Below are 25,172 nucleotides of genomic sequence, written 5' to 3' on the forward strand. Positions count from 1 at the left end.
GGAACTCGCTTGCTAGCGAATAGGCCAGACCAGTAGACAGAGATGTTGAACCTGCTGGCCTCTTCGCAGGCAAGTCCGCGAAGAGGCCCTGATCAGCAACCTCAATCCTCAGCCTTGCTCAGCACACAATCGCATCGCCAACGCCTTCGCCTGTAACGCCACATCGGTCACTGCCGTACTCTCCCACCACATCCCGCGCAACGGCGGGCCCATGGCGAACAGCCGATTCGCTGCCTGCCCGTGTTCGTTCAGCACTGCACCATCAATCGCAGCCGCGATCCCCAACGCCAACGGCCCCGGTCGCACCAATCCCCGCGCCAGCAACTGCTGCGGCAACGGTCGCGCCACCCGACGCCAGTCATACTCGATGCCACTGGAATTGATCAGCGCAGCGCCATGAACTACACAGGTTTGAGCCTCACCACGGCGACGAATGCGAATACTCACACCGTCCGCCACGCACGTTTCAAGCCCTTTGAAAGAAGCCGCCTGAATCCGCAACCGCCCCTCGCCCTGCAGCCGTTCGACCAACTGCGCACTCAGCGGCGGCGAACGATGGTGATGACTCTCCCACCACGGCCGCACATGCCGTACGAATTGTCGACGCTGCACGTCAGTCGCCTGACTCCACAAGCGTCCGATGTGAGCGCGCACCGTGTCCAGAGGCGCCTGCCAATCAATGCCTTGGGCGATGGCCTCACGGCAATGCCGACGCAATTCGCGCAGCAACTGCCGTGGCGAGCGAATGCCAGGATCTTCAGCGAGGAAATCCACCCAAACCGGTGGTTGGCGCCGTACGTGAGGCAGCAAGCCGTGACGGGAAAACACCTCGATAGGCCCGCGATGCCCGGCCTGTTCCAGTGAGACCACGGCATCGACCATGGTCAGGCCGGAGCCGATGATCAGCACGGTCGATTGCGGATCGAGTTGGCGCATGGCCGCGACGTCCCAAGGGTCAAGTGCGGTGGCGTTGAGGCCACTAGATTCTTTCTGCGGCGTGCGTGCGGCGGGAAACATGCCTGTGGCGAGCACAGCAAATGCGCCGTGTAAAAGTTGACCGTCACTCAAGGTCAAGTGCACTGAATCCGCATCGGCGTGCAGATCGACGACCTCCGCGCGGACATGCTCGACTGTCGAGCCTTGTTGCGCACCGGCATTGCGGGCTTCGGCTAACCGTTGTTGCACGTAAACGCCGAACAATCCACGAGGCGGGAACAACTCACTGACAGGTACATTTTGCTCAGCCGACTCCGGCCAGCCACCAGCGGCAATATGCTCGGTCAGCCACTGCGTCAGGTCATTGGGGTTATCCGGGTCGACGCTCATTCGCGCCGCGTTGCCATTAAGCGTATGGCCAGGTTCGACTGCGCTGTAAGCCTCGCCGCGCCCCACTTCGGCGCGCGGTTCAATGATCAGAATCTTGCGTTGACCGGGCAGACGCAGCAATTGCACCGCCAGCATCGTGCCGCTGAGGCCGCCGCCAATAATCAGGATATCTGCGCTCTGACTCATTCAGATCACCACATTACGGACAAACCGCGCCGCCACATCCCCATCATTGCGATAGGCGTGCGGCTGGTTGCTGGCGAACATGAAAAACTCACCCGCGTTGATGTGCTGCGGTTGATCGCCGAGCATCAGCGTCAGGCAACCCGCAAACACATAAATCTGCTCACTCCAACCGTCGGCATCCGGTTGCGAGGGATAGACCTCGCCGGGTTGCAGGCACCACTCCCACTGTTCGACTTCGCGAGTCGCCGTGGCTTTGGACAGCAGCACCGCTTTACTGCCAGGGATCGTGCCCGCCCACGCCACTTCGTTGATGCGGCTCGGATCGCGCGCGTCGGATGCCTGGATCAGATCACTGAAGGCGACGTCGAGTGCTTCGGCGACTCGGTCGAGGGTGGTCAGGCTGACATTCTTTTCGCCCGCCTCGATCGCCACCAGCATGCGCCGGCTCACCCCGGATTTTTCCGCCAACGCGGTCTGGCTCATGTCTGCCGCGTGGCGCAGACGCCGGACGTTCTGGCTGACGTGTTGCAGGACGGACGCTCGTTGGCTGGAATCTTTGGGCACTATATTGCTCACTCGGTGGGGTTGGGCAGTATACTGCGCAACGTTGGGCGCATTGTGCGTCCTGCCTTTTATAGTGCGCAAGGTCATGACGTCAGTGAATCGCCCCGACACCTCCCTCCGTTTCTCCCGTTTCAGCAAAGCCGAGTGCGTGCTGGTGCTGATCACCATGGTCTGGGGCGGCACTTTCCTGCTGGTGCAACACGCGATGACCGTCAGTGGGCCGATGTTTTTTGTCGGTCTGCGATTCGCCGCTGCGGCGTGCATCGTGGCGCTGTTCTCTTGGCGCCATCTGCGCGAACTGACCCTGTTCGAACTCAAGGCCGGCGCCTTCATCGGTGTGGCGATCATGCTCGGCTACGGTTTGCAGACGGTCGGTCTGCAATCGATCCCGAGCAGTCAGTCAGCATTCATCACCGCGTTGTACGTGCCGTTCGTCCCGTTGCTGCAATGGCTGGTGCTCGGGCGGCGACCGGGGTTGATGCCGAGCATCGGTATCATGCTGGCGTTTACCGGTTTGATGCTGCTGTCGGGGCCGTCGGGGGCCTCGCTGAATTTCAGCCCCGGGGAAATCGCCACGCTGATCAGCGCCATTGCCATTGCGGCCGAAATCATTCTGATCAGCACTTATGCCGGGCAAGTCGATGTGCGCCGGGTGACCGTGGTGCAGTTGGCGGTGACGGCTGTCTTGTCGTTTCTGCTGGTGGTGCCGACGAACGAAGCGATTCCGGACTTTTCCTGGACGCTGCTGGTGACCGCACTGGGACTGGGCGCCGCGAGTGCGGCGATTCAGGTGGCAATGAACTGGGCACAGAAGAGTGTATCGCCGACGCGGGCCACGTTGATCTATGCCGGTGAGCCGGTGTGGGCCGGGATTGTCGGACGGATTGCCGGTGAGCGCTTGCCAGCGATTGCACTGCTGGGCGCTGGGTTGATTGTGGCGGCAGTGATTGTCAGTGAGTTGAAGACCAAGGGTAAAGCTGCCGAAGCAGAGACTGAGCTGGAGCGGGAAACTCAGGGTTAAACCAGGCTGGGTGCTGTCCAAAGCATTGCCTTCGCGAGCGAGCCCGCGCCCACAGGTATTGTTTGTCCCCCGTGAGCGTAAGCCTTCTCGCGATGGGGCCATCACTGGCAACTTCCTTTCCTGCGAAACAATGCCAAACAGAAATTTCCAGACTATTTTGTAGGATTCTGAGACATCCTGGCGTTTGGTGATCGGGGAGCTGGCACGTATGATGCTTCACAAACTTCCGCAGATTAGAAGCCTATGTCCCTGATAGTTCTACTGCTTCTGCCTTTCATAGGCAGCTGTCTGGCAGCGGTGCTGCCACACAATGCGCGTAATACCGAATCCCTGTTGGCAGGTCTGGTCGCTCTGATCGGCACCGTCCAGGTCGCGATGCTGTATCCGCAAATCGCCGATGGCGGCGTCATCCGCGAAGAGTTCATGTGGCTCCCCAGCCTGGGGTTGAACTTCGTCCTGCGCATGGACGGCTTCGCCTGGTTGTTCTCGATGCTGGTGCTCGCCATCGGCACGCTCGTCTCTTTATATGCCCGTTATTACATGTCTCCGGACGACCCGGTGCCGCGTTTCTTCGCGTTTTTTCTGGCGTTCATGGGCGCCATGCTCGGGCTGGTGATTTCCGGCAACCTGATCCAGATCGTGTTTTTCTGGGAGCTGACCAGCCTCTTCTCATTCCTGTTGATCGGCTACTGGCACCACCGCGCGGACGCCCGCCGCGGTGCCTATATGGCATTGATGGTTACAGGGGCCGGTGGACTCTGTCTGCTGGCGGGGGTCATGATCCTCGGCCATGTCGTCGGCAGCTATGACCTGGACAAGGTCCTGGCCGCCGGCGATCAGATTCGCGCACATGCCCTCTACCCTCTTCTATTACCTCTCATCCTCATCGGCGCACTCAGCAAAAGTGCCCAGTTCCCCTTCCACTTCTGGCTGCCCCATGCGATGGCGGCGCCAACGCCAGTCTCCGCGTATCTGCACTCGGCAACCATGGTCAAGGCAGGGGTTTTCCTGCTCGCGCGCCTGTGGCCGTCGCTGTCCGGCACTGAAGAATGGTTCTACATCGTCAGCGGTGCCGGCGCATGTACGCTGTTGCTCGGCGCCTATTGCGCGATGTTCCAGAACGATCTCAAGGGTCTGCTGGCCTACTCGACCATCAGCCATCTCGGCCTGATCACCCTGCTGCTGGGGCTGAACAGTCCGCTGGCCGCCGTCGCGGCGGTGTTCCACATCCTTAACCACGCCACGTTCAAGGCCTCGCTGTTCATGGCGGCAGGCATCATCGACCATGAAAGCGGTACTCGCGATATCCGCAAACTCAGCGGCCTGATCAAACTGATTCCGTTCACAGCGACGCTGGCCATGGTTGCCAGCGCTTCGATGGCCGGCGTGCCGTTGCTCAACGGCTTCCTGTCGAAGGAGATGTTCTTCGCCGAAACCGTGTTCATCAACGCCACCGCGTGGGTCGAAGCGGCGTTGCCGATTGTCGCGACCATCGCCGGTACGTTCAGCGTTGCTTACTCGCTACGCTTCACCGTCGATGTGTTCTTTGGCCCGCCAGCCACCGACCTGCCGCACACCCCGCACGAACCACCCCGCTGGATGCGTGCGCCGGTCGAACTGCTGGTGTTCACCTGCCTGGTCGTGGGGATTTTCCCCGCGCACGTGGTCGGCCCGCTGCTTGCAGCCGCCGCGCTGCCCGTGGTGGGTGGCACCTTGCCGGAGTACAGCCTGGCGATCTGGCACGGTCTGAACGCCCCGATGATCATGAGCCTGATTGCCATGTCCGCCGGCATCGTCGTCTATTTGTTGCTGCGCAAGCAGCTCAAGCGCGGGCGCTTCAAATATCCGCCACTGATAGGCCGCTTCAACGGCAAGCACCTGTTCGAGCGCAGTCTGGTCGTCATGATGCGCATGGCCCGCAGGGTAGAGCGCCGACTCGGCACCCGTCGCCTGCAAATGCAATTGTTTCTGGTGGTATTGGCGGCGGTGCTCGCGGGCCTGATTGCGATGTTGCACAGCAGCCTGAGCTGGGGCGACCGGCCGAAAATCCCCGGCTCCATCGTCTTCGTGACCCTGTGGCTACTGGCAATTGCCTGCGCCCTTGGTGCCGCCTGGCAAGCCAAGTATCACCGTCTCGCGGCTTTGACCATGGTCAGTGTTTGCGGCCTGATGACCTGCGTGACCTTCGTCTGGTTCTCCGCACCGGATCTGGCCCTCACGCAATTGGCGGTCGAAGTGGTCACCACGGTACTGATCCTGCTAGGCCTGCGCTGGTTGCCACGACGGATCGAAGAAGTCTCGCCACTGCCGAGCACCCTGCGCAAGGCGCGCATTCGTCGTCTGCGCGACTTGCTGCTGTCGATTGCCGTCGGCGGTGGCATGGCACTGCTGTCGTACGCCATGCTCACGCGCCAGACACCGAACGACATTTCCTCGTTCTACCTCAGTCACGCCATGCCTGAGGGCGGCGGCAGCAACGTGGTCAACGTGATGCTGGTGGACTTCCGTGGCTTCGATACCCTCGGCGAAATCACCGTGCTGGTCGCGGTGGCACTGACCGTGTTTGCCTTGCTGCGCCGCTTCCGCCCACCGAAAGAGAGCCTGCAACTGCCCGCACAGCAACGCCTGCTGGCGCCGGACGTGGTCACCGATCTGGTCAACCCGCGTACGGCCAGCGATACCGCGCTCGGCTTCATGATGGTGCCAGCGGTGCTGGTACGACTGCTGCTGCCGATTGCTCTGGTGGTGTCGTTCTACCTGTTCATGCGCGGCCACAATCAGCCGGGCGGCGGTTTTGTCGCCGGCCTGGTGATGTCGGTGGCGTTCATCCTGCAATACATGGTGGCCGGTACACAGTGGGTCGAGGCGCAAATGAGCCTGCGACCACTGCGCTGGATGGGGACGGGGTTGCTGTTCGCCACGGCGACCGGACTCGGAGCGCTGGCGGTCGGCTACCCGTTCCTGACCACGCACACCTGGCATTTCGCATTGCCGCTGCTGGGCGAGATCCATATCGCCAGTGCGCTGTTCTTTGATATCGGCGTGTACGGCGTGGTGGTCGGTTCGACGCTGTTGATCCTCACCGCCCTCGCCCACCAATCGGTGCGCGGGCACAAGACCGCATCGTTGCCCAAGTCCGTCGCCAGCAAAGGAGCCGTCTGATGGAAGAAGTCATCGCAATCGCCATCGGCATCCTCGCCGCGTCCGGCGTCTGGCTGATACTGCGACCACGGACCTTTCAGGTGGTCATGGGCCTGTGTCTGCTGTCATACGCGGTCAACCTGTTCATCTTCAGCATGGGCAGCCTGTTTATCGGCAAGGAGCCGGTGATCAAGGACGGCGTGACGCAAGATTTGCTGCACTACACCGACCCGCTGCCACAGGCTTTGGTATTGACGGCGATCGTCATCAGCTTCGCCATGACCGCGTTGTTTCTCGTCGTTCTGCTCGCCTCGCGCGGCCTGACCGGCACCGACCACGTTGACGGCCGGGAGCCTAAAGAATGATGGCGATGACTCACCTGATCGCCGCACCGATTCTGCTGCCGCTGCTGACCGCCGCCATCATGTTGATGCTCGGCGAAAAACACCGACCGCTGAAGGCGAAAATCAACCTGTTCTCCAGCTTGCTTGGCCTGTTCATTTCCGTGATGTTGCTGCAATGGACGCAGACCACTGGCGTGCCCGGCTCGATCGGCGTGTACCTGCCGGGCAACTGGCAGGCGCCGTTCGGCATCGTGCTGGTGGTCGATCGCCTGTCAGCGTTGATGCTGGTGCTGACCGGGATCATCGGCGTCAGCGCCCTCCTCTTTGCGATGGCGCGCTGGGATGGCGCGGGCTCAAGCTTCCACGCATTGTTCCAGATTCAGTTGATGGGCCTGTATGGCGCGTTCCTCACTGCTGATCTGTTCAACCTGTTCGTGTTCTTCGAAGTGCTGCTGGCCGCGTCCTACGGTCTGTTGCTGCACGGCTCCGGCCGGGCGCGGGTGTCGTCGGGTTTGCATTACATCTCGATCAATCTGCTCGCCTCGTCGCTGTTTCTGATCGGTGCGGCGCTGATCTATGGCGTCACCGGTACGCTGAACATGGCCGATCTGGCCCTGAAAATCCCACTGGTGCCGGAAGCCGACCGCGGTTTGCTGCACGCCGGTGCGGGGATTCTCGCGGTAGCGTTCCTGGCCAAGGCCGGTATGTGGCCGCTGAACTTCTGGCTGGTGCCGGCGTACTCTTCGGCCAGCGCGCCGGTGGCGGCGATGTTCGCGATCATGACCAAGGTCGGCGTTTACACCCTGCTGCGCCTGTGGACCCTGCTGTTCTCCGGGCAGGCTGGGGCTTCGTCCTTCTTCGGTGGCGACTGGCTGATCTACGGCGGCATGGCGACGATTGCGTGCGCAGCGCTGGCGATTATTGCTGCGCAACGGCTTGAGCGCATGGCCAGCCTGAGCATTCTGGTGTCGGCGGGGATACTGCTGTCGGCCGTGGGTTTCGCCCAGCCGAACCTGATCGGCGCGGCACTGTTCTATCTGGTCAGCTCGACCTTGGCGTTGAGCGCACTGTTCCTGCTGGCTGAGTTGATCGAGCGTTCACGCTCGGCCAACGAGATTGCGCTGGAAGACGAAAGCGAACTGCTGCCACGTCCACAGGAATCCCTGCAACCGCCCAAAGGCATCAACCTCGATGACGAGCAGAAAGCCGTGGTCGGTCAGGTCATCCCGTGGACCATGGCGTTTCTCGGCCTGAGTTTCATCGCCTGCGCGTTGCTGATTATCGGCATGCCGCCGCTGTCCGGATTCATCGGCAAACTCAGCCTGATCGGTGCGCTGCTCAATCCGCTGGGGCTGGGCACTGACGCGCCGATTTCCAATGCGGCATGGGCACTGCTTGTGCTGCTGATCCTTTCCGGGCTGGCGTCGTTGATGGCCTTCTCGCGCCTCGGCGTCCAGCGATTCTGGACGCCGCAAGAGCGCCCTTCACCGCTGTTGCGCAAACTCGAATGCACGCCGATTTTCCTGTTGCTGGGGTTGAGCATCCTCCTCACGTTCAAGGCTGAGCCGCTGCTGCGCTACACCCAAGCGACCGCTGATGCCTTGCACAACCCGCAGCAGTACGTGATGGCCGTGCTCGGCACTCGCGCCGTACCGAGCCCGGAAGCCAAAGCCGCCATCCTGGAGGTACAGCCATGAAGCGCGTGTTTCCTGCACCGTTGTTATCCCTGGCGCTGTGTGTTTTGTGGCTGACGCTGAATCTGTCGGTCAGCCCCGGTAATCTGCTGCTCGGCATGATGCTGGGTTTTGCTGCGCCGCTGATGATGCGTAAATTGCGTCCCAAACCCGTGCGCATTCGCCGTCCCGGGACGATCCTGCGTATGCTCCTGCTTGTCGGCCGTGATGTGGTGATGTCCAACCTGATCGTGGCGTGGGGCGTGCTCAACGCCGGCCGCCGCCCGCCGCGCTCGTGTTTTGTCAAAGTGCCGCTGGACCTGCGCGATGCCCACGGCCTGGCTGCGCTGTCGATGATCTGCACGGTAGTGCCCGGCACGGTGTGGTCGGAACTGTCGCTGGATCGCAGCATTTTGCTGCTGCACATTTGGGATCTGGATGATGAAGCGCAGTTCATTGAGCACTTCAAGACTGCTTACGAGCGGCCATTGATGGAGATTTACGAATGAGCCCATTCCTGTCGAACGCGATCCTGCTGACGCTGTTTTTGTTCTCGCTGGCAATGGTGCTGACCCTGATCCGCCTGTTCAAAGGGCCGTCGGCGCAGGATCGGGTGTTGGCACTGGATTATCTGTACATCGTTGCAATGCTGATGATGCTGACCCTGGGCATTCGTTACGCCAGTGACACTTACTTCGAAGCGGCGCTGCTGATTGCGCTGTTCGGCTTCGTCGGCTCGTTTGCCCTGGCGAAATTCCTGCTGCGTGGCGAGGTGATCGAATGAACGCTGAATGGTCTCTGTGGGTCGAGATTGCGGTGGCGATCCTGCTGGTGCTCGGCGGTGTGTTTACGCTGATCGGCGCGACCGGATTGCTGCGGATGAAAGATTACTTCCAGCGCATGCACCCGCCAGCACTGGCTTCGACGTTGGGTGCATGGTGCGTCGCACTGGCGTCGATCATCTGCTTTTCAGCGCTGAAATCCGGGCCGGTCCTGCATGCCTGGTTGATCCCGATTCTGCTGGCGATCACCATGCCGGTGACCACGCTGCTGCTGGCGCGGGCGGCGTTATTCCGCAAGCGCATGGCAGGGGATGACGTGCCGGCTGAAGTCAGTAGCCGGCGGACTGAGAACGGCAGTTAGTTTGCAATCATCCGTGTCAGGGCGAACCTCTTCGCGGGCAAGCCCGCTCAGCCTCAAACCCACGCCACCGCCAACAACCCCGCCCCCAATACCAGACACAACGGCGAATACACCCAGGTATCCAGCCGCGCAAATCGCGAGCCCTTCACTTCCTTGAAAAACCCCACCAGATTCGAATCGCCAATGGCTCGGGCGAACATCAACAGCGCAATCGCGCTGATCACCCATTGCAATGCCTTGTGATTCACCGCCGGGAAGCCCCAGCCAACCCGCAGACACACCAGTGCAGCAATCAGCAATAACCCGGCCGCCACCACCAATGTGATCCAGCCCGACGGTTTGAACGCCGGCCGCACCGTCGCGACAAAACCGTCCACCGGAATTTGCGGTACCGCCGCCACCGCCGCCCATTGCCCACCCAACGCCCAATACACATGCACCAGGGCGATCACCGCAAAAGTGGCCGCCATCCATTGAGCCAACACAAACGTCATGATTGAAATCCTTGAAAGGGATTTGAACAAATGATCCTAGTCGCATTTTTTTCAAGTGCACGACCGATCGGCGGTACGGTAAAGTGCCGCCCCATGAAATTCTCCAATACCGATCGCTCACTGCTGGCCTGGATGCTTTATTGCTGCGTCCTGTTCAACGTGTTCGCGTGCAGCATCGGTCACGGACAAATGGTCGCAATGCAGCTCAACGGCATTGGCGGCCAGTTCTGTACGGTGGACCCGACGACGCAAGCGCCGCTGGCATCCAATCCCACCGAAGAAAAACTGCCGACCCTGTCCAAAGCTTTCGGTTGCCCGTTGTGCTCCACCGGCGGCATGGGCCCGGCGTTCAACTCCAGCCTGACCCTGGCAGTCCTCCCCGAACAACACAGCCCGCCGCTGGCCCCGATTGTCAGCGCCGACCTCCCTGCCCGCTTCACCTGGCCCTCGGCCAACCCACGCGCCCCGCCGCTCGCCTGAGTGCCCTTGCCTTTTTGATTGTTCAGCCTACTGCGCCAACGCGCGGCGTTTGCCTGTGCGCTGATTCCTAGACAAGTATTCAGGATTCTTTGATGAAACAACTCACTCTGCTGGCGAGCCTGTGCGGCTGCCTGTCCGTTAACGCCTGGGCGCAATCCACCGTGGATCTGGCGCCGATCACCATCGATGGCGAGGCCGGCACCGAACCGGGCCTGAGCCTCGACCAATCCAGCGGCATGGCTTCGCGCCTTGGCTTGAGCGTGCGCGACACGCCCGCCTCGGTGGCCATCGCCAATCGCAACGACATCGAACGCCATGGCGCGCAGAACTTCCAGGACGCCGCCAACACCCTGCCCGGCGTCAACGCCAGCGCACCGCCGGGTTTCGGCGGTTTCATTTCCTATCGCGGCTTCACCAGCAGCCAGATCACCCAGATGTTCAACGGCATCAACGTCTCAGGCGGCCTCGCCCGGCCGGTGGATGCGTGGATTTATGATCGAGTGGAGTTACTCGGCGGCCCGTCTTCATTGGTCAACGGCGCAGGTTCGGTGGGCGGCTCGCTGAACTACGTGACCAAACTGGCGACCCGCGATGAACAAGCGGTTGAAGGCAGAGTCAGTTACGGCCGCTATGACACCACCGAAACCGCGTTCGGCCTCAACCACGCCCTGACCGACCCGAGCGCCGACGTGCAGCACTACGCGCGCCTCGACGTCAGTCACAACACCAGCAACGGCTACATCGACCGCCAGGAGCGCGATGCCTGGAGCGTGGCGTTCTCGCTGCTCAGCGATCTCACACCCGACCTGTCGCACACGTTGGCCCTGGAATATCAGGATGAACACGAAGACAGTCCGTACTGGGGCACGCCCGTGCTCAATCCCAAGGCCGGCGAGTTGAAGATCGATAAACACAACCGCTTCAACAACTACAACGTCGAGAACGGTCGCTACGAGCAGCGAACGATCTGGGTTCGCTCGATCGTCGACTACCGGATCAACGACAGCACCACTCTTCGCAACACGCTGTACCACCTCAACAGCCAACGCGATTACCGCAACCTCGAAACCTACCAGTACAACGCCGATATCACGGCGGTGAATCGCTCCACGGCGTATCAGGTACGCCACCAGGGTGAGCAGAACGGCAACCAGTTCGAACTGCGCCACGACAGCACACTGTTTGGTCTTGATACGACGTGGTCGAGCGGCTTTGAATACAAGGTCAACCAGACCACCAACTCGCCGCTCAACATCAGAGGCGCGAGCACAGTGGACCCGAACCACTATCGACCGGGGCACTTCTACGACATTCCCGGCACCCACCCTCAATTGATCAGCGACAAGACCAACCAGGTGACCACCAAAGCGCTGTTCGTGGAAAACCGTTTGGCGTTGACCGACAAACTGTCGCTGCTCACCGGCCTGCGTTATGACGACATCGATCTCGACGTGACCAACCACCGAGCCGTGACCGCCGCCAATCCCAAGCATCTCAAACGCCGTTGGGAGCCGGTCACCGGCCGCGCGGGCCTGACGTATCAATTCATCCCTTCGGCCAACGTTTATGTGCAATACAGCACCGCCGCCGAGCAACCGAACGGCACTCAGGATTTCGACGTCTCGACGGGCAAGCAATGGGAGATTGGCAGCAAGTTCGACTACCTGAACGGCCGTGGTTCGGCCACGGTGGCGGCCTACACAATCGAACGAAAGGACTTCGCCGTCACCGATCCGCTGGACCCGACCAGCAGCATTGCAGTGGGCCAGCAAACGTCGAAAGGGATTGAGATTGCCAGTTCGCTGCAAATCACCGACCGGCTGTTGGCTGAAGGCAACTTTGCCTGGGTCGACGCGCAGTACGATGACTTCACTGAGAAAAACGCCGCTGGCGTGGTGGTATCGCGCAAAGGCAATACACCCACCAATGTCCCTGACCGGGTCGGCAATCTGTGGATGACCTACGATTTTTCATCGCAATGGCAAGGTGGGGTCGATGCGCGATACGTAGCCTCGGTGTTTGCCGATACCGCCAACACCATGACCGTGCCGTCATACACGCTGTTCGGCAGTTTCCTCAGCTACAAGGTTGATTCGCACACGACCGTGACCGGGCGGGTGCGCAATTTGACGAATGAGGTGTATGCCGAGTTCGCGCATGTTTCGCCAGCGTATTACCTGGGTACGCCGCGCACCTTTGAATTGGCGGTGCAGACTCGACTCTAAAAGCTTCGCGAGCCAGTCCACTCCCACCGTTGAATGCATTCCACTGTGGGAGTGGACTGGCTCGCGTTGAGGCCAGCAGGCTCAACCCTTATTTCAGATCAGCCGAGACCTTATCCGCTACATCCTTCGGCAACCAGGCCTGCCACACATCCGGATGCGCCTTCATAAACGCTTCCGCTGCCTGACGCGGCGCGGTGTGGTTCTCGCTCATTTGCGCTAATGCCTTGTTCAATGGCCCAATCGGAAAATCCACTTTGCTGAAGAACTCGGCGATCTGCGGATACTGTTTCTGAAATGGCGTAGACACGCCAATCGACAGCTTCGACGCCAGTGAGCGGGTCGGTTTCGGATTGGGATTATCGGCATCGGTCAACGTCTTCCACGCCTCGGCATCGAACGGCGGCTCTTGCAGTTGTACCAGTTTGAATTTGCCCAGCAACGGCGTCGGCGACCAGTAATAAAACAAAACCGGTTTACCGCGACGAATCGAGGAGCTGATCTCAGCATCCAGCGCCGCCCCCGAGCCACTGCGGAAATTGGTGTAGTCATCCTGCAAGCCGTAAGCCGTCAGCTTCTGTTTGTTGACCACCTCAGACGTCCAGCCGATCGGGCTGTTAAGGAAACGCCCCTTGCTCGGGCTTTCCGGGTCCTTGAACACGTCTTTGTATTTGGCCAGATCATTGACACTGCGCAAGTCCGGCGCCAGCGGCTTGATGCCCTTGGCCGGATCACCCTTGATCACGTACTCAGGCACCCACCAGCCTTCGGTCGCCCCCTTGACCGTATCGCCCAGGCTCACGACTTTACCTTCGGCCTCAGCCTTGACCCACACTGGACTGCGCCCCGCCCACTCTTCGCCAATCACTTGAATGTCATTGTTGGCCAGCGCGGTTTCCAGGGTGATGGTGGTACCCGGCAATGTGTCAGTCGGCAGTCCGTACCCCTTCTCGACGATGATGCGCAGAACATCCGTGATCAGGCTGCCGCTTTCCCAGTTCAGGTCGGCAAAATGGATCGGCGCGGGTGCCGCCATCACCGACTGCGCTGACGTCAGCAAACCGAATGTGGCCACGCTGGCAGCCAATAACCGTCGAAATCCGTTCATGCATTGCACCTCGTGCTGTTCACAGCAATGGCGGAATGGCCTGACAGAAGACCGCAAGCCTCTGAATACTCAGTCAACTGACTTTAGCCGAGGTTCCTGCTTTTTCAGGGCCAAGCCCCGAACGATGTCAGGTTTCAGACATTTCCCTGCAAACTTTGCAGCTCGCGTCTGACCATGCTCGCGTATTCCGCCGGGCGCAACGTGTAAATCTGCGACGCCACCCAACCCAGCCACGCACCTTGCAACTCGGCCTTGGCAGCAAACAAACGCCGGGCCTCTTCGCGTGCGCTTTCGAGGTTCTGCGCGTGGAAGTCGGCGCAGCTCAATCCACCGATCACTCGCTGGCCTTGAACGTCACCAGTTCGCCCTTGCGCCACTTCGCGGCTTTGGCAGTAACGGCTTTCAGAGTCTTGGTCAGGCCTTCCTGCAATTGCTCATTGGCGGCGAACACGGTCACCACGCTGTGACCTTCCTTGAACAGGATCGCGTGGCCATCGGCAGTGTCGACGAAGGCGTAATCGCCAAGCCCATAGACCGTCAGTTTGATTTCGCGAAAGCGGATATCCATCTTGCCGCCTTCGCGGCTGGGCAGGACCGATGCGCTGAAATGATCGCCGACCTTGAGCTTGAGCCCCGGTTTGTCATCGACCACCAACGCACTGTCGGTGTCGATTTCGGCAACGTAAATGCCTTCGGCATTTTGCTCGGTGATGTAAACAAAACGCGACTGAAACAGCTTGACCAGCTTCGCACGCAAATCACCCAACACGAACAAAGCATGCATATCGAGATTACTGACTGCCAAAGAAACATCCCCAGATCTGAAAAAACCGCACACGGAAAACGCGCACGGCGAAAAAACGGCCAGGCCGATGGAACCGCCAAATGACTCTAATAAAAGCTCGAACAGAGCAGACCGCTCATCCAACGCGAGGTTTCGTAAGACTACTGGATTGTCACTCGCGAAACTCACCCCGATGTCGCCAAAGCTTGAAGGAATAATCCTTACCGTCGGCCAGAGAACGCCGACTACAAACTTTAGGGAAAATTCTCACGAAAAAAAGCAGTTTTCCGACATATCGCTCGCGAAAAATTGCTTTAGATAAGCCCCATCGTCAACAGGTACTGGCGATTCTAGAGCAGCGATGCTCATTACGACTACCCGAAACGGCCTGTAAATATCGGCCAACTGATGAAAAGGACTTCACATGTGCACTCTGACTCACTTCGCCATGCCCGCTGACGCCCGACTCAAATCAACTCTGATCATGCATGTCGCCGCGATGAACGATCTGCCGGAACACGCACAAAACGATCATGCTCCGCGCTTTCAAGTGGTGCCGGCGGGCAACGCCTTTTTCCACATCAAGGAAAAATCCACCGGACGCGTAAGAGGTTTCCGCGAAGATCACAATGAAGCCTGCGCCCTCGCCCGCTCGCTCGAAATCCAAATCGAACTCCTGGACAACGACTGCCTCAGATAAAGGAAGTGATCGACTGCGCCATCCCGGCGCCAATCAGAAGGAGTACACGATGGACTTGCCGACCTATGATCTGAAAACCCTGTTCGATCAACTGGGACTGCCCTCAGAAGGCACAGCAATCGACGATTTCATCGAAGCCCATCCACTGGACGCCGAAACCAAGCTGATCGACGCCGATTTCTGGACGCCATCACAAGCACAACTGCTCAAGGAATGGCTGCGCAACGACGGCGAAGAAGCCGTTGTGGTCGACGAGCTCAACGTACGTTTGCACGACGGCAACTAACCCTGATCAATGCAGGCTGTCGCCAGGCTCGGCCTTCAACTGCGCGAGCCACGCAGCCCTGCACTCCTCGGCCTCATCGCGGCTGGCAAACGCGGTGCCGCGTCGCTCACCGTCAAGCAACACCACCCAGCAAACGCTTTGACCCATCGCACGCAACGCGGCGGGCACGCCACTGCCGATCATCACGGCGACATCAATTCTGCAGGGCATGCAGACCTCCCGACTTCATTAGCAACCTAACCAAGTCGGCATGTTAATGATTTCACTGCGCAGGAAACAGCGACGCCCGTGCACAGATTCATTGCATCAATCGCAACAATCAATCAGCGCGGACTTTCCGGCTTATAGCCCAAACGCAAACCGCCCCAATGCCGCCCCTTGATCATGATCGGCACCGACAAGTCGTGCATCAGCTCGCCAGTGTCCCGCGTATAGGTTTGCAGCAACACCGGTTGCTGATGGCTGCCGCAGCGTATCCCGGTGCGGTCGGCAAACTTGCGTTTGGTGCGATTATTCACCGCATCAACCTGTGCATCCCCGGTCAACGGCTGACTGAACGCCTGATTGTGTGTCGGCACATAACCCTGCTGCGTGCAGGCGATGGCAAACACCAGCCCTTCATGACGCGGCAGTAATGGCTCCTGAATCGCCGGCAGCACCTGATCGGTATAACGGTCGAATCGGGTCTGATACTTGGCCGGTTGAGTATTCGCAATCGCCTGATACTGACGGTCGAAAAGATCCTCAAGACTGATCAGCCCCTGCTCGACGTCCGCCTCGAACCGCGCCGCAATCTGGCTCGCCCCTTCACGCGCCAGGTCATAAATACGCTGGTGATAATCATCCAGGCCGACTTCGGCCAGACGCTCGCTGATGGTTTCCGCCTGCCCTTCCATCTGCACTGCCGCTTCGGCGAGGTGACGGGTCTGTTGATCGCTGATCGCCAGATCGCTGCGCATCTGCTCAATGGCCTTGAACAGGCTGTCGAGTTGTTCGCGATTGGTCTCTGCGCCGCGTGCGATCTCACCGACCTGACTTTCCACTCCCGCCGCCAAGCGCGCGATATTTTCCAGATGCTGGCCGGTGTGCTCGACCTGTTCGACGCCCGTGTGCAGATCACTCGACAGTTCGCGGATCTGCTCCACCACCTGAGCGGTACGTTGCTGAATGTCCGCGACCATCTCACCGACTTCGCCCGTCGCCGACGCCGTGCGCGCCGCCAGCCCACGCACCTCATCCGCCACGACCGCGAAACCGCGACCATGCTCGCCGGCTCGCGCCGCTTCAATTGCTGCGTTCAACGCCAACAGATTGGTCTGGCTGGCAATCGACTGAATCACCAACGTCACTCGCTGAATATCATCGCTGCGCAGGCTCAAGGCCTCGATCAATTCACGGCTGGCGTTGGCGCGCTGACTGAGCTGATGCATGCGCGAAATCGAGTCGACCAATTCGGTTCGCCCCGCCGCACTGCTGTGATGCGCCTCGCTGGCCGCCGCCAGCGCTTCGCGGCTGAGCTGCGAAGTGGCGTGCTCGGTGGCGATCATCACCTCAGCATTACTGACAATCCGCGCCGCTGCATCGAGTTGCGATTCCAGTTTGCTCGCCAACGCCTTGACCGAAAACGCGACGCCGGCTGCCGACAAGGCGTTATGGCTGGTGGTGTAGGAAAGATCGCGGGTCAGTTCGGAAATGGCGCTGCCGGTGTCGGCAGGCAGTGCAGCGGGAACGGCTCGGACGCGCAGGCGCGGCAGCCAGACAATCAGTACCGCCAGCGGCATGCCGACGTACAGCGACCCTCCACCCAAGGTCATACCGGCGAGCAACAACATCAGGGCGATGCTTTGCAAGGTCGGTGCGATCCAGCGGTTCTTCGGCAAAAGCACTGGTGCAGGCAAAGCCCCAACCAGAGATCCATCTCTCGTCATATCAACACCCCACGCTTGTTCTCATTATTGTGACTGCATTAAACGCCACTACAACGCCATTATCTATGGTCCGTTAGTCGTGGGGTCTGCAGCAGGTCAATGGAACGGCAGGGAAATATGGCGGACGATAAAAAGCGTCGCGGGCAAGCCCGCTCCCACAGGTTCAATGCAAAACCTTGTGGGAGCGGGCTTGCCCGCGATGGCAGTGCCCGGGAAATCAGGCCTGACGCTGGTGCTTGTCGATCTGCTCGTGACGTTCTTGAGCTTCGATGCAGTATTTGGTGGTCGGACTGATCAGCAGGCGTTTCAGACCGATGGCCTCGCCGCTGTCGTCGCACCAGCCAAAGCTGTCTTCCTTGATACGCTCAAGGGCTTGTTCCAGTTGAGGCAGCATGCGCTGGTCGCGATCGATTGCGTTTACCAGCCAAGTGCGCTCTTCTTCAACCGAAGCCGCGTCCGCCGGGTCGGCCGGGGTGTCCAGGCTTTCGATAGCGATACGGTTTTGCTCAATGCGCTCATGGGTTTCGACTTTCATGTTCTGCAACAGCTCACTGAAGAAAGCGTGTTGCTCTTCATTCATGTAGTCATCTGCCGGCATGGCCAGCAACTTGTCCTTTGTCATTGATATCTCTATAAAAAAACGTGCATTAAGGCGAATTAGGGAGCGTTCCGGCGAACCGTGTCCGGTCGACGAAAAGGCATCGTTTATTGCAAACGCCACCCGGCACTCAATTTACGAGGGGCGGCAGTCTAAGGCCCGATTGAGGCCTCAGCAACTGTAAATACAGGGAATTTGTCCGACAACGCCCGGAATCTGCACTCACACAAGCTTCACAACGGTCATCGGAGTGCGTTTATAGCAAGAAATTCAGTCGAGCGGCTGTATATAGAAGACAAACGGCTATCGACGACCTGCGACCAAAGGCTATCGGCAGGCCAGCGCTTTTATTCAGAGCGACCTTGAGACCGCGCAAAGCCAGCATTCGCAAGGGTTTGCCGACCGCCACCGTTGCGCCGCAATTGAATGTCGACTGAATTCACGAACAAGCCGTTTTCGACACCTGACATTTCCCTCAGGCTCAGCTAGGTTATGCCTACCTCACCGGTTCGACTTGAAGGAACGCGTCATGAAATTGATCGGTATGCTCGACTCCCCCTACGTGCGCCGCGTGGCGATCAGCGCCAAACGCCTGGGGATCGACCTCGAACACGAGTCAGTCTCGGTGTTCCGACACTTCGAGCGATTCCAGCAGATCAACCCGGTGGTCAAGGCCCCCACCCTGATCCTCGACGACGGCGTCGTCCTCATGGACTCGACCCTCATCCTCGACTACCTCGAAACCGCCGCCGGCAAAAGCCTGCTGCCCTCCGAACTCAAGCAACGCGCCCACGCCCTGCGCCTGATCGGTCTCAGCCTCGCCGCCTGCGAAAAAGCCGTGCAACTCTATTACGAACGCAACCTGCGCCCAGCCGAAATCCAGTACCAACCATGGGTCGAACGCGTCGAAGGCCAACTCGCCGCTGCCTTCACTGCCCTGGAACACGAACTCGAAAAACACGGCCTGCCCACCGACGGCACTCTGACCCAGGCCGGCATCAGCCTCGCCGTCGCCTGGAGTTTCACTGATCTTGTCGTGCCGGACCAGATTGATGTTGCGCGCTATCGCCATATCGCCCAATACACCGCCTACGCTGAAACGCTTGAAGCGTTCGTCAGCTCGCCGATGAACTGATCATGAGTGCAACTGAAAATGCTGCGCCGGCCCTCAAGGAAATCTTCAACGCCGAACGTTTGAAACACATTGCCACCGAAATGAGCGCCGTGTACCCAGCGTTCAAAACCAAAGCTTTTCTCAAGCAAGCCAGCGACGGACTCGCAGACCTGTCCGTCATGCAACGCATGGCCCGCGTCAGCGAAAGCCTGCACACCGTGCTGCCACTGGACTACGAAGATTCCCTCCAGGTCCTGCGCGAACTCGCCCCACGGCTGAACAGCGGATTCGTCAGCATGTGCCTGCCGCATTACGTCGCCAGCTACGGCGCTCACGCATTCGATACCTCCATGGAGGCCCTTAAGTACTTCACCACCTTCGGCTCCTCCGAATTCGCCATCCGCCACTTTCTGCGCAGCGACCTGGAGCGCACGCTGGAACTGATGCACGACTGGACCCAGAGCGAAAACCACCACGTCCGCCGCCTCGCCAGCGAAGGCAGCCGCCCGCGCCTGCCATGGTCGTTCAGGCTGGAAACGGTGCAGGCTGATCCGCAATTGGCCGCCGGGATACTGGACCGGTTGAAGGCGGATGAGAGCTTGTACGTGCGCAAATCCGTGGCGAATCACTTGAATGACGTGACCAAGGAACATCCAGAGTGGGTGCTGGATGTGATTGAAGGGTGGTCACTGGCAAACAAACACACGGCGTGGATTGCCAAGCATGCGTTGCGCAGCTTGATCAAGCAGGGGAATTTGCGGGCGCTGACAGTGATTGGTGCGGGTGCGAAGCCTGAGGTTGAGTTGCTGGATGTGAAGATCGAGCCGGCAGTAGTGCGGCTGGGGGAAGCGATTACGTTGTCGTTTACGGTGAAGTCCACGGTGCTGGAAGAGCAGCGGTTGGTGATTGATTATGCGATTGACTATGTGAAGGCGAATGGCGGGGTTTCGGCTAAGGTTTTTAAGTTGAAGACGTTGGTATTGGCGGGGTTTGAGAGTGTGGTTGTGGGGCGCAGACAGGTGATGAAGGATTTTACGACGCGCAAGCATTTCGCTGGGGTACATGCGGTTCGGGTGATGGTTAATGGGGAGGTGTTGGCAACTACCGCGTTCAACATCATCGCGGGATGAAGCCTCAAAAGGATTCAGTGGATCTGACAAAGGTTGAACAGGTTTGAAATGACGGGCAGATATCGGCCAGGCGCTCATGATGTGGTCCGGTAAACATCAAGAATCCAGTGTGCCCGCGATGAGGCCAGCGCTTCCATTGATGTTGGCTGACACGACGCCATCGCGAGCCGGCTCGCACCCCGCAGGGGGCCTGGGTGTTTGGACAATTGCGCGCCGTCAGGGGCTGCACTGACATGGGCGCGGCGTCTTCCTGCGCTTCACCCATTGCTGGCGTCGATAGTCACCACTGCGCCAATGAAGCCCTAATACAAAATCCTCGGCTCAGCATCTTGTCGATGCTCGTCTGCGTTAGCCCAGGGTGGGTTTCTGATCAACGGCAGAGTGAGCGGACAGGGCTGAACGACCCGTAACCTCATATCAGCGCTGCGCCGCGTTTACATTCGAGGCTTTCACCTAAGCCACGGATCATCTCCATCAATGCCTTCACCCGCAGCGGCAAATTTCCGGGCGGGTACACCGCGTGCATCTGTGGGCTCTCACCGCTGCTGGAGGTGAGCTTGTACTCGGGACAAACCCGCAGCAGGCGCCCCGCTTCCACTTCGGGCTCCGCCATCCAATCCGCCAGGCGGGCGATCCCGACGCCCGCCAGGGCTGCCTGGAATACCGCCAGACCGGAGCTGAAACGAAATTTGGGATGAACCCGAAAGCTGATGGCCTGCTCCTCACTGCGAAAATTCCACTCCTTGAGAATCCGTGGCGCCGTGTGCAGGATCAGCGAATGCGATTCCAGTGCCTCGATGGAGTCGGGCATGCCGTTGCGCTCCAGGTAGTAGGGGCTGGCATACAGATAACGTGAGTAACGCCAGAGCGCAAAGCCGATCAATTCGCTGGATTGTGGAAACGCGCCGCGAATCGAGAAGTCCAGCTTGCTCTTGCCCGGGTCGATGATCTCATCGGTGAAAATCACATCGATGTTTACGTCTGGATAACGCTCACAGTATTGCGCGATCAACCGGGGCAATACCCCGTTTCCGAGCAACTCGGGGGCGGAAAAACGGATCCAGCCGGAGGCCAGGCCGCTGAGACCGGCCAGGTCTTCATCCACCTCACGTTGCAGATCGAGCATTTTGTACGCGTGGGGCAATAAGCATTCACCCGCTTCGGTCAAGCTCACGGCATTGGACGAGCGATTGAACAACTTGAGCCCCACACTTTCCTCCAGGGCCTGAACGGCCCGGGTCAGAGCGCTGGGGGAACGTCCCAGGGTCCGTGCCGCGGCGACGAAGCTGCGCTTGCGAGCCACGGTCGCGAAGGCTTCAAGTTCCCCCAACATATTCAATGCCACTCTCCACCTCATTGCATTTTTCACAACGCGGCATTGCAACACAAAAAAGGCCCTTCCGTTAACCTTCCCGTTCAACTTACAAGGATGGGGCAAACAGGAGCGCAAGGACGTGTCGAAGCTGGATAAAGAAATCGGGAAAGCTGCAGCTTGTGTTGATGAAGTCATTCATGAATGGCTGGAAAAAAAATCAGTGACTTCGATTCGACGCGAGATACCGCAAATTCATCTGTCGCTCGAAGAACAACGCACACTTCAGACCGGTCTGGCATCGCTGGACGTGACCGATAGCGCCTCGGGTATCCGTCACATGCCGGTCCTGGGGCAGTTGCTGGAAAGAGTCTTGTGCACCGAGAAAATCCAGCAGCTACGCAATTTTCCACAGGCCCGAGACGTGGCGATGATCCTCAGGGGGCTGCCGCTGGACCCGCAACTGCCCGCCACGCCCTACGACCTGGAGCCGGGTATCGAGAACGTGTCGACTCTGGCCTCGGCTATTTTGTCCGTGCTGCAAATTCTGCAAACCCGTCCGCTGGCGTACGAGGGTGAAAGCCACGACACCGTGTTCCGTCACGTTTCGCCCAAGCAAAAGCGAGAGACCGAAAAGAGCTCCTATGGCTCGCGCGCGGATCTGGGCATGCATGTCGACAACCCACACCTGCCTTTGACCTGCGAACCCGTCTCGCAGTTGTCGGCCTGTCCGGAGTACCTGTCCCTGACCGGCCTGCGCTGCGAGCTCGACGTGCCGACGCGCATCGTCGCCATTGACGAGGTGCTGGCCATTCTGCCGACCTGGGTCGAAGAAGAATTGTCACGGCCGAAATTCACCGTTCGCCGGCCGGCTTCTTTCGGCAAACAGGGGAATGTGCTGGAAAACGTCCCCTTGCTGTACAGAAGCGCAACCGATGGCCTGTATTGCCGCTACAACAAAGCGAGTGTCGAAACGACCTGCGCCAATGCGAAGTTTGCCCTCCAACTGTTCGCCGCCGCCGCCAATCATCCCGATGTCGTGCACCACATACTGCTGCAACCAGGCGACATGCTGATCTTCAAGAACCAGCAAACCCTGCATGCCCGGGATGGTTTCACCCCCCGCTACGACGGCCGTGATCGCTGGATGTTGCGAGTCTTCGGGGTCAATGATCCGGCACGCGTGGTGCCGCTGAACCCTCATCAACCCTACATCGTAAGAGCCTGATTCATGGTCGATATTGTCATCCTTTGCGTGTTCGCCTTCGCCGCCGGTCTGATCGATGCGGCGGTGGGCGGCGGCGGACTGATCCAGATTCCGGCGTTATTCAACGTGCTACCCACCGCTCAACCGGCGGCGCTGCTGGGTACCAATAAGGTCGCGGCCGCCTGCGGCACCGCATTCGCGGCCCGGTCCTTCGTGCGCAAGGTGGTAATCGACTGGGGCCTTGTGATCCCCGCCGCCTGCGCGGCTTTTGTCATGGCCTTCTTCGGAGCCGCCACGGTGTCGTTCGTACCCCAGTCGATGGTCCGGCCGGCGGTGCTGGTGTTGATCGTACTGATGGCGATCTACACCTTCTGGAAAAAAGATTTCGGCGCCCTGCACAAACCCATGCGCATCGGTACCAAGGAAAAACTGCTGGCGATCGTCATCGGCGGCGCCATCGGTTTCTACGATGGTCTGTTCGGTCCCGGCACTGGCAGCTTCCTGATCTTCCTGTTTATCCGCTGCTTCGCCTTCGACTTTCTCCATGCCTCGGCATCAGCCAAGCTGGTGAACATCGCGACCAACGTAGCGGCACTGATGTTCTTCATTCCGACGGGTAACGTGCTCTACCTGATCGCAATCCCCATGGCGGCATTCAACATCCTGGGCGCACTCACCGGCACCTGGTTGGCGGTTCATAAAGGCGTGCCCTTTGTCCGGGCTCTCTTCTTGGTGTTGCTGGTGATTCTGATCAGCAAACTGTCCTACGACCTGTTCCTGTAAACCAGAGGAAAACCGCATGCATCCCATGTTCGATCGCCTCGTGGCACTGCTCGATGCCCGCTCAGCCTCCTACCGGGTGTTGATGCACGATGCCGAGGGCCAGTCGGCGCGCGTCGCCGAAATCCGTGGCACCGAGCCCGGCCAAGGCGCGAAGGCCATGCTTTGCTCCCTCAAGGGGCAGGCCGGCCCCTATGCACTGGTGATCCTGCCGGGCGACCAGAAGCTGGACATGAAGAAAGTCGGAGCGGCCCTGGGCGGCAAAAAAGCCGAGTTAGTGAAGGCCGAAACGGCCATGGAACTGACCGGGTGCCGGATCGGCGCCATCCCTCCTTTTGTCTTCGATGAGCGAATTCAATTGATCGTCGATCCAGCCTTGACTAAAGGCTACGCTGAAATAGCCTTCAACGCGGGGCGGCTGGATGCGTCGATGGTGCTCGATACGCAGGATTATCTGGCGATTGCCATGCCTCGATTGCTGGATATCAGCCAGGCCTGAGCAAACGTTTTTCACATGTGCCACAAAAAAAGGGGACGGATTTATTTTCATATTGCTTAAAAAATAGACCTAAAAAAATCACTTACGCGCGCTCAATGGGAGACGTTGCGGGGGTGAAAGGGGCGCTCACTCATCCAGGGATGTTCCAACCCAAAACCCGCGTTGAGCAAACCCGGCTAGGCATGCTCCCGTCGTTATGGTCGACTCTATTGCCGACCGTACTTCCAGGAGCTTGTCCCAGTGCCCGACACGCCGATCAACGTCGCTTACACAAAGCGCTTCAACGCCGTACTCGCCTACATTGATGAGAATCTCGAAGGTGATCTGTCGGTGAAGACGTTGAGCCATGTGGCGAATTTTTCGACGTTTCACTTCCATCGCCAATTCACCGCGTTCGTCGGCGTGCCGGTTTCACGTTATGTGCAACTGATGCGGCTACGACGCGCCGCCCATCGCTTGGCCGCCGTAGCGGATCACTCGGTACTGGAGGCGGCACTCGGTGCCGGTTTCGACAGTCCCGAGGCATTTTGCAGGGCGTTCAAGCGAGCGGTCGGCATGACGCCGAGTGCGTTCAGGAAGGCTCCGAACTGGCAGGTCTGGCATGCGGTGTTCGCCATCCCTCACTTTTCCAGGACGATCATCATGCAAGTAAGAATCGTGGAATTCCCCAACGTCCGGGTCGCAGCGCTTGAACATTGCGGCTCCCCCGGGCTCGTCAATGAGAGCGTGAGCAGGTTCATCGAGTGGCGCATGCAGAGCGGGCAGTCGCCGGTGGCATCGAGTCGCAGCTTTGGCATTCCCTACGGCAACCCAGACACCACGCCAGCAGAAGCATTCCGCTTCGCCATTTGCGGCGAGATTCACGAGGCGGTGAAACCGAACGCGTTCGGCGTGCGCGAGCGGGTCATCGCTGGTGGTCGCTGCGTCGTAGTGCGGCACGTGGGGTCGCCGGACCACATCGGCGAATCGATCTATCCGATCTACCGCGATTGGCTGCCTGCCAGTGGCCCCCGGTGTCAGGATAGTTGTCGCCTCTCCGGTTTTTCCAAAAAAAGCATATCGGGGGCGGAAAGAGACTGGTCGTGCCGTACTATTCACCTGAACGCAGAGCCGCATTACTTAAGATGCTGCT

At 59.5% G+C, this 25,172-nt stretch carries 26 protein-coding genes and 1 pseudogene; 17 read left to right on the plus strand and 10 right to left on the minus strand.

Annotated features, from left to right (window positions below):
- Nucleotides 1–108: 108 nt before the first annotated feature.
- Together AACY50_RS23955 and AACY50_RS23960 are read right to left on the minus strand one after the other, a co-directional pair.
- Nucleotides 109–1,512, minus strand: coding sequence for an FAD/NAD(P)-binding protein (locus tag AACY50_RS23955; RefSeq protein ID WP_339433119.1), 1,404 nt, complete (start codon nucleotides 1,510–1,512; stop codon nucleotides 109–111).
- A complete protein-coding gene (locus tag AACY50_RS23960) occupies nucleotides 1,513–2,076 on the minus strand; it encodes a helix-turn-helix domain-containing protein (protein WP_339539251.1) in 564 nt (187 codons plus the stop codon).
- Between the two features lie 85 nt (nucleotides 2,077–2,161).
- Here AACY50_RS23960 and AACY50_RS23965 point away from each other — a divergent pair, with 85 nt between their 5' ends.
- The 7 genes from AACY50_RS23965 to AACY50_RS23995 all read left to right on the plus strand — a co-directional run bounded on the left by AACY50_RS23965 (nucleotide 2,162) and on the right by AACY50_RS23995 (nucleotide 9,398).
- Nucleotides 2,162–3,097: a DMT family transporter gene (locus tag AACY50_RS23965; RefSeq protein WP_339433117.1), complete on the plus strand. Its 936-nt coding sequence runs from the start codon at nucleotides 2,162–2,164 to the stop codon at nucleotides 3,095–3,097.
- A 243-nt stretch (nucleotides 3,098–3,340) separates the two neighbouring features.
- Nucleotides 3,341–6,259 (plus strand): monovalent cation/H+ antiporter subunit A, encoded by a 2,919-nt coding sequence (locus AACY50_RS23970; RefSeq protein ID WP_339539252.1) that lies wholly within the window; start codon nucleotides 3,341–3,343, stop codon nucleotides 6,257–6,259.
- Entirely contained in the window at nucleotides 6,259–6,603 is a 345-nt protein-coding gene (locus AACY50_RS23975) for a Na+/H+ antiporter subunit C (protein WP_016775082.1), read from the plus strand. The genes AACY50_RS23970 and AACY50_RS23975 overlap by 1 nt, the downstream gene beginning before the upstream one ends.
- A complete protein-coding gene (locus AACY50_RS23980) occupies nucleotides 6,600–8,279 on the plus strand; it encodes a monovalent cation/H+ antiporter subunit D (RefSeq protein ID WP_339495743.1) in 1,680 nt (559 codons plus the stop codon). The genes AACY50_RS23975 and AACY50_RS23980 overlap by 4 nt, the downstream gene beginning before the upstream one ends.
- Nucleotides 8,276–8,764 carry a Na+/H+ antiporter subunit E gene (locus AACY50_RS23985; protein ID WP_339539253.1) on the plus strand — a complete coding sequence of 163 codons (489 nt, stop codon included), beginning with the start codon at nucleotides 8,276–8,278 and terminating at the stop codon, nucleotides 8,762–8,764. Before AACY50_RS23980 ends, AACY50_RS23985 begins: the two co-directional genes overlap by 4 nt.
- Nucleotides 8,761–9,039, plus strand: coding sequence for a K+/H+ antiporter subunit F (locus tag AACY50_RS23990; RefSeq protein WP_221729610.1), 279 nt, complete (start codon nucleotides 8,761–8,763; stop codon nucleotides 9,037–9,039). Before AACY50_RS23985 ends, AACY50_RS23990 begins: the two co-directional genes overlap by 4 nt.
- The gene (locus AACY50_RS23995) at nucleotides 9,036–9,398 is read left to right on the plus strand and encodes a Na+/H+ antiporter subunit G (protein ID WP_339433113.1); all 363 of its coding nucleotides are present in this window, start codon (nucleotides 9,036–9,038) and stop codon (nucleotides 9,396–9,398) included. The genes AACY50_RS23990 and AACY50_RS23995 overlap by 4 nt, the downstream gene beginning before the upstream one ends.
- A gap of 53 nt (nucleotides 9,399–9,451) precedes the next feature.
- Here the strand turns inward: AACY50_RS23995 and AACY50_RS24000 are convergent, their stop codons facing one another.
- Nucleotides 9,452–9,892, minus strand: coding sequence for a DUF3995 domain-containing protein (locus AACY50_RS24000; protein ID WP_339433112.1), 441 nt, complete (start codon nucleotides 9,890–9,892; stop codon nucleotides 9,452–9,454).
- 93 nt (nucleotides 9,893–9,985) lie between these two features.
- On the opposite strand from AACY50_RS24000, the gene AACY50_RS24005 reads away from it, so the two are divergent.
- Nucleotides 9,986–10,372 carry a DUF2946 domain-containing protein gene (locus AACY50_RS24005; protein ID WP_339433111.1) on the plus strand — a complete coding sequence of 129 codons (387 nt, stop codon included), beginning with the start codon at nucleotides 9,986–9,988 and terminating at the stop codon, nucleotides 10,370–10,372.
- A 92-nt stretch (nucleotides 10,373–10,464) separates the two neighbouring features.
- Nucleotides 10,465–12,597, plus strand: a complete 2,133-nt coding sequence (locus tag AACY50_RS24010; protein WP_339539254.1) for a TonB-dependent receptor — start codon at nucleotides 10,465–10,467, stop codon at nucleotides 12,595–12,597.
- An 88-nt stretch (nucleotides 12,598–12,685) separates the two neighbouring features.
- On the opposite strand, the gene AACY50_RS24015 is transcribed toward AACY50_RS24010, so the two are convergent.
- From AACY50_RS24015 to AACY50_RS24025, 3 genes are all read right to left on the minus strand, one after another.
- Nucleotides 12,686–13,702: an ABC transporter substrate-binding protein gene (locus tag AACY50_RS24015; protein ID WP_221729605.1), complete on the minus strand. Its 1,017-nt coding sequence runs from the start codon at nucleotides 13,700–13,702 to the stop codon at nucleotides 12,686–12,688.
- A 134-nt stretch (nucleotides 13,703–13,836) separates the two neighbouring features.
- Entirely contained in the window at nucleotides 13,837–14,028 is a 192-nt protein-coding gene (locus AACY50_RS24020) for a hypothetical protein (protein WP_339539261.1), read from the minus strand.
- Nucleotides 14,029–14,036: 8 nt separating this feature from the next.
- The gene (locus AACY50_RS24025) at nucleotides 14,037–14,486 is read right to left on the minus strand and encodes a hypothetical protein (protein WP_445261500.1); all 450 of its coding nucleotides are present in this window, start codon (nucleotides 14,484–14,486) and stop codon (nucleotides 14,037–14,039) included.
- A 484-nt stretch (nucleotides 14,487–14,970) separates the two neighbouring features.
- Between AACY50_RS24025 and AACY50_RS24030 the strand changes: the two genes are divergently transcribed.
- Entirely contained in the window at nucleotides 14,971–15,186 is a 216-nt protein-coding gene (locus tag AACY50_RS24030) for a hypothetical protein (RefSeq protein WP_339433175.1), read from the plus strand.
- A 49-nt stretch (nucleotides 15,187–15,235) separates the two neighbouring features.
- On the plus strand, nucleotides 15,236–15,472 hold the full coding sequence (locus AACY50_RS24035) for a DUF2789 domain-containing protein (protein ID WP_339433107.1): 237 nt from the start codon (nucleotides 15,236–15,238) through the stop codon (nucleotides 15,470–15,472).
- Nucleotides 15,473–15,478: 6 nt separating this feature from the next.
- Here AACY50_RS24035 and AACY50_RS24040 read toward each other — a convergent pair whose 3' ends face one another.
- The 3 genes from AACY50_RS24040 to AACY50_RS24050 all read right to left on the minus strand — a co-directional run bounded on the left by AACY50_RS24040 (nucleotide 15,479) and on the right by AACY50_RS24050 (nucleotide 18,022).
- Nucleotides 15,479–15,682, minus strand: a complete 204-nt coding sequence (locus tag AACY50_RS24040; protein ID WP_339433106.1) for a hypothetical protein — start codon at nucleotides 15,680–15,682, stop codon at nucleotides 15,479–15,481.
- A gap of 113 nt (nucleotides 15,683–15,795) precedes the next feature.
- Complete coding sequence (locus tag AACY50_RS24045; RefSeq protein ID WP_339433105.1) at nucleotides 15,796–17,400, minus strand: methyl-accepting chemotaxis protein; 1,605 nt, start codon at nucleotides 17,398–17,400, stop codon at nucleotides 15,796–15,798.
- Between the two features lie 217 nt (nucleotides 17,401–17,617).
- Nucleotides 17,618–18,022 carry a TraR/DksA family transcriptional regulator gene (locus AACY50_RS24050; protein WP_221729599.1) on the minus strand — a complete coding sequence of 135 codons (405 nt, stop codon included), beginning with the start codon at nucleotides 18,020–18,022 and terminating at the stop codon, nucleotides 17,618–17,620.
- Nucleotides 18,023–18,527: 505 nt separating this feature from the next.
- Between AACY50_RS24050 and AACY50_RS24055 the strand changes: the two genes are divergently transcribed.
- On the plus strand, nucleotides 18,528–19,133 hold the full coding sequence (locus tag AACY50_RS24055) for a glutathione S-transferase (protein ID WP_339539255.1): 606 nt from the start codon (nucleotides 18,528–18,530) through the stop codon (nucleotides 19,131–19,133).
- 2 nt (nucleotides 19,134–19,135) lie between these two features.
- Entirely contained in the window at nucleotides 19,136–20,242 is a 1,107-nt protein-coding gene (locus tag AACY50_RS24060) for a DNA alkylation repair protein (protein ID WP_339539256.1), read from the plus strand.
- A 412-nt stretch (nucleotides 20,243–20,654) separates the two neighbouring features.
- Here the strand turns inward: AACY50_RS24060 and AACY50_RS24065 are convergent, their stop codons facing one another.
- A complete protein-coding gene (locus AACY50_RS24065; RefSeq protein ID WP_339465951.1) occupies nucleotides 20,655–21,587 on the minus strand; it encodes a LysR family transcriptional regulator in 933 nt (310 codons plus the stop codon).
- Nucleotides 21,588–21,696: 109 nt separating this feature from the next.
- Between AACY50_RS24065 and AACY50_RS24070 the strand changes: the two genes are divergently transcribed.
- The 4 genes and pseudogenes from AACY50_RS24070 to AACY50_RS24085 form a co-directional block, all read left to right on the plus strand.
- Entirely contained in the window at nucleotides 21,697–22,782 is a 1,086-nt protein-coding gene (locus AACY50_RS24070) for a TauD/TfdA family dioxygenase (RefSeq protein WP_339539257.1), read from the plus strand.
- A 3-nt stretch (nucleotides 22,783–22,785) separates the two neighbouring features.
- Nucleotides 22,786–23,544 (plus strand): sulfite exporter TauE/SafE family protein, encoded by a 759-nt coding sequence (locus AACY50_RS24075; protein ID WP_339539258.1) that lies wholly within the window; start codon nucleotides 22,786–22,788, stop codon nucleotides 23,542–23,544.
- Nucleotides 23,545–23,560: 16 nt separating this feature from the next.
- Complete coding sequence (locus AACY50_RS24080; RefSeq protein WP_221729593.1) at nucleotides 23,561–24,040, plus strand: YbaK/prolyl-tRNA synthetase associated domain-containing protein; 480 nt, start codon at nucleotides 23,561–23,563, stop codon at nucleotides 24,038–24,040.
- Between the two features lie 240 nt (nucleotides 24,041–24,280).
- Nucleotides 24,281–25,063: pseudogene (locus AACY50_RS24085) on the plus strand (AraC family transcriptional regulator); the annotation flags it as partial.
- Between the last annotated feature and the right edge of the window lie 109 nt (nucleotides 25,064–25,172).

The organism is Pseudomonas sp. RA_15y_Pfl2_54, assembly GCF_963971015.1.
Taxonomy (GTDB): domain Bacteria; phylum Pseudomonadota; class Gammaproteobacteria; order Pseudomonadales; family Pseudomonadaceae; genus Aquipseudomonas; species Aquipseudomonas baetica_A.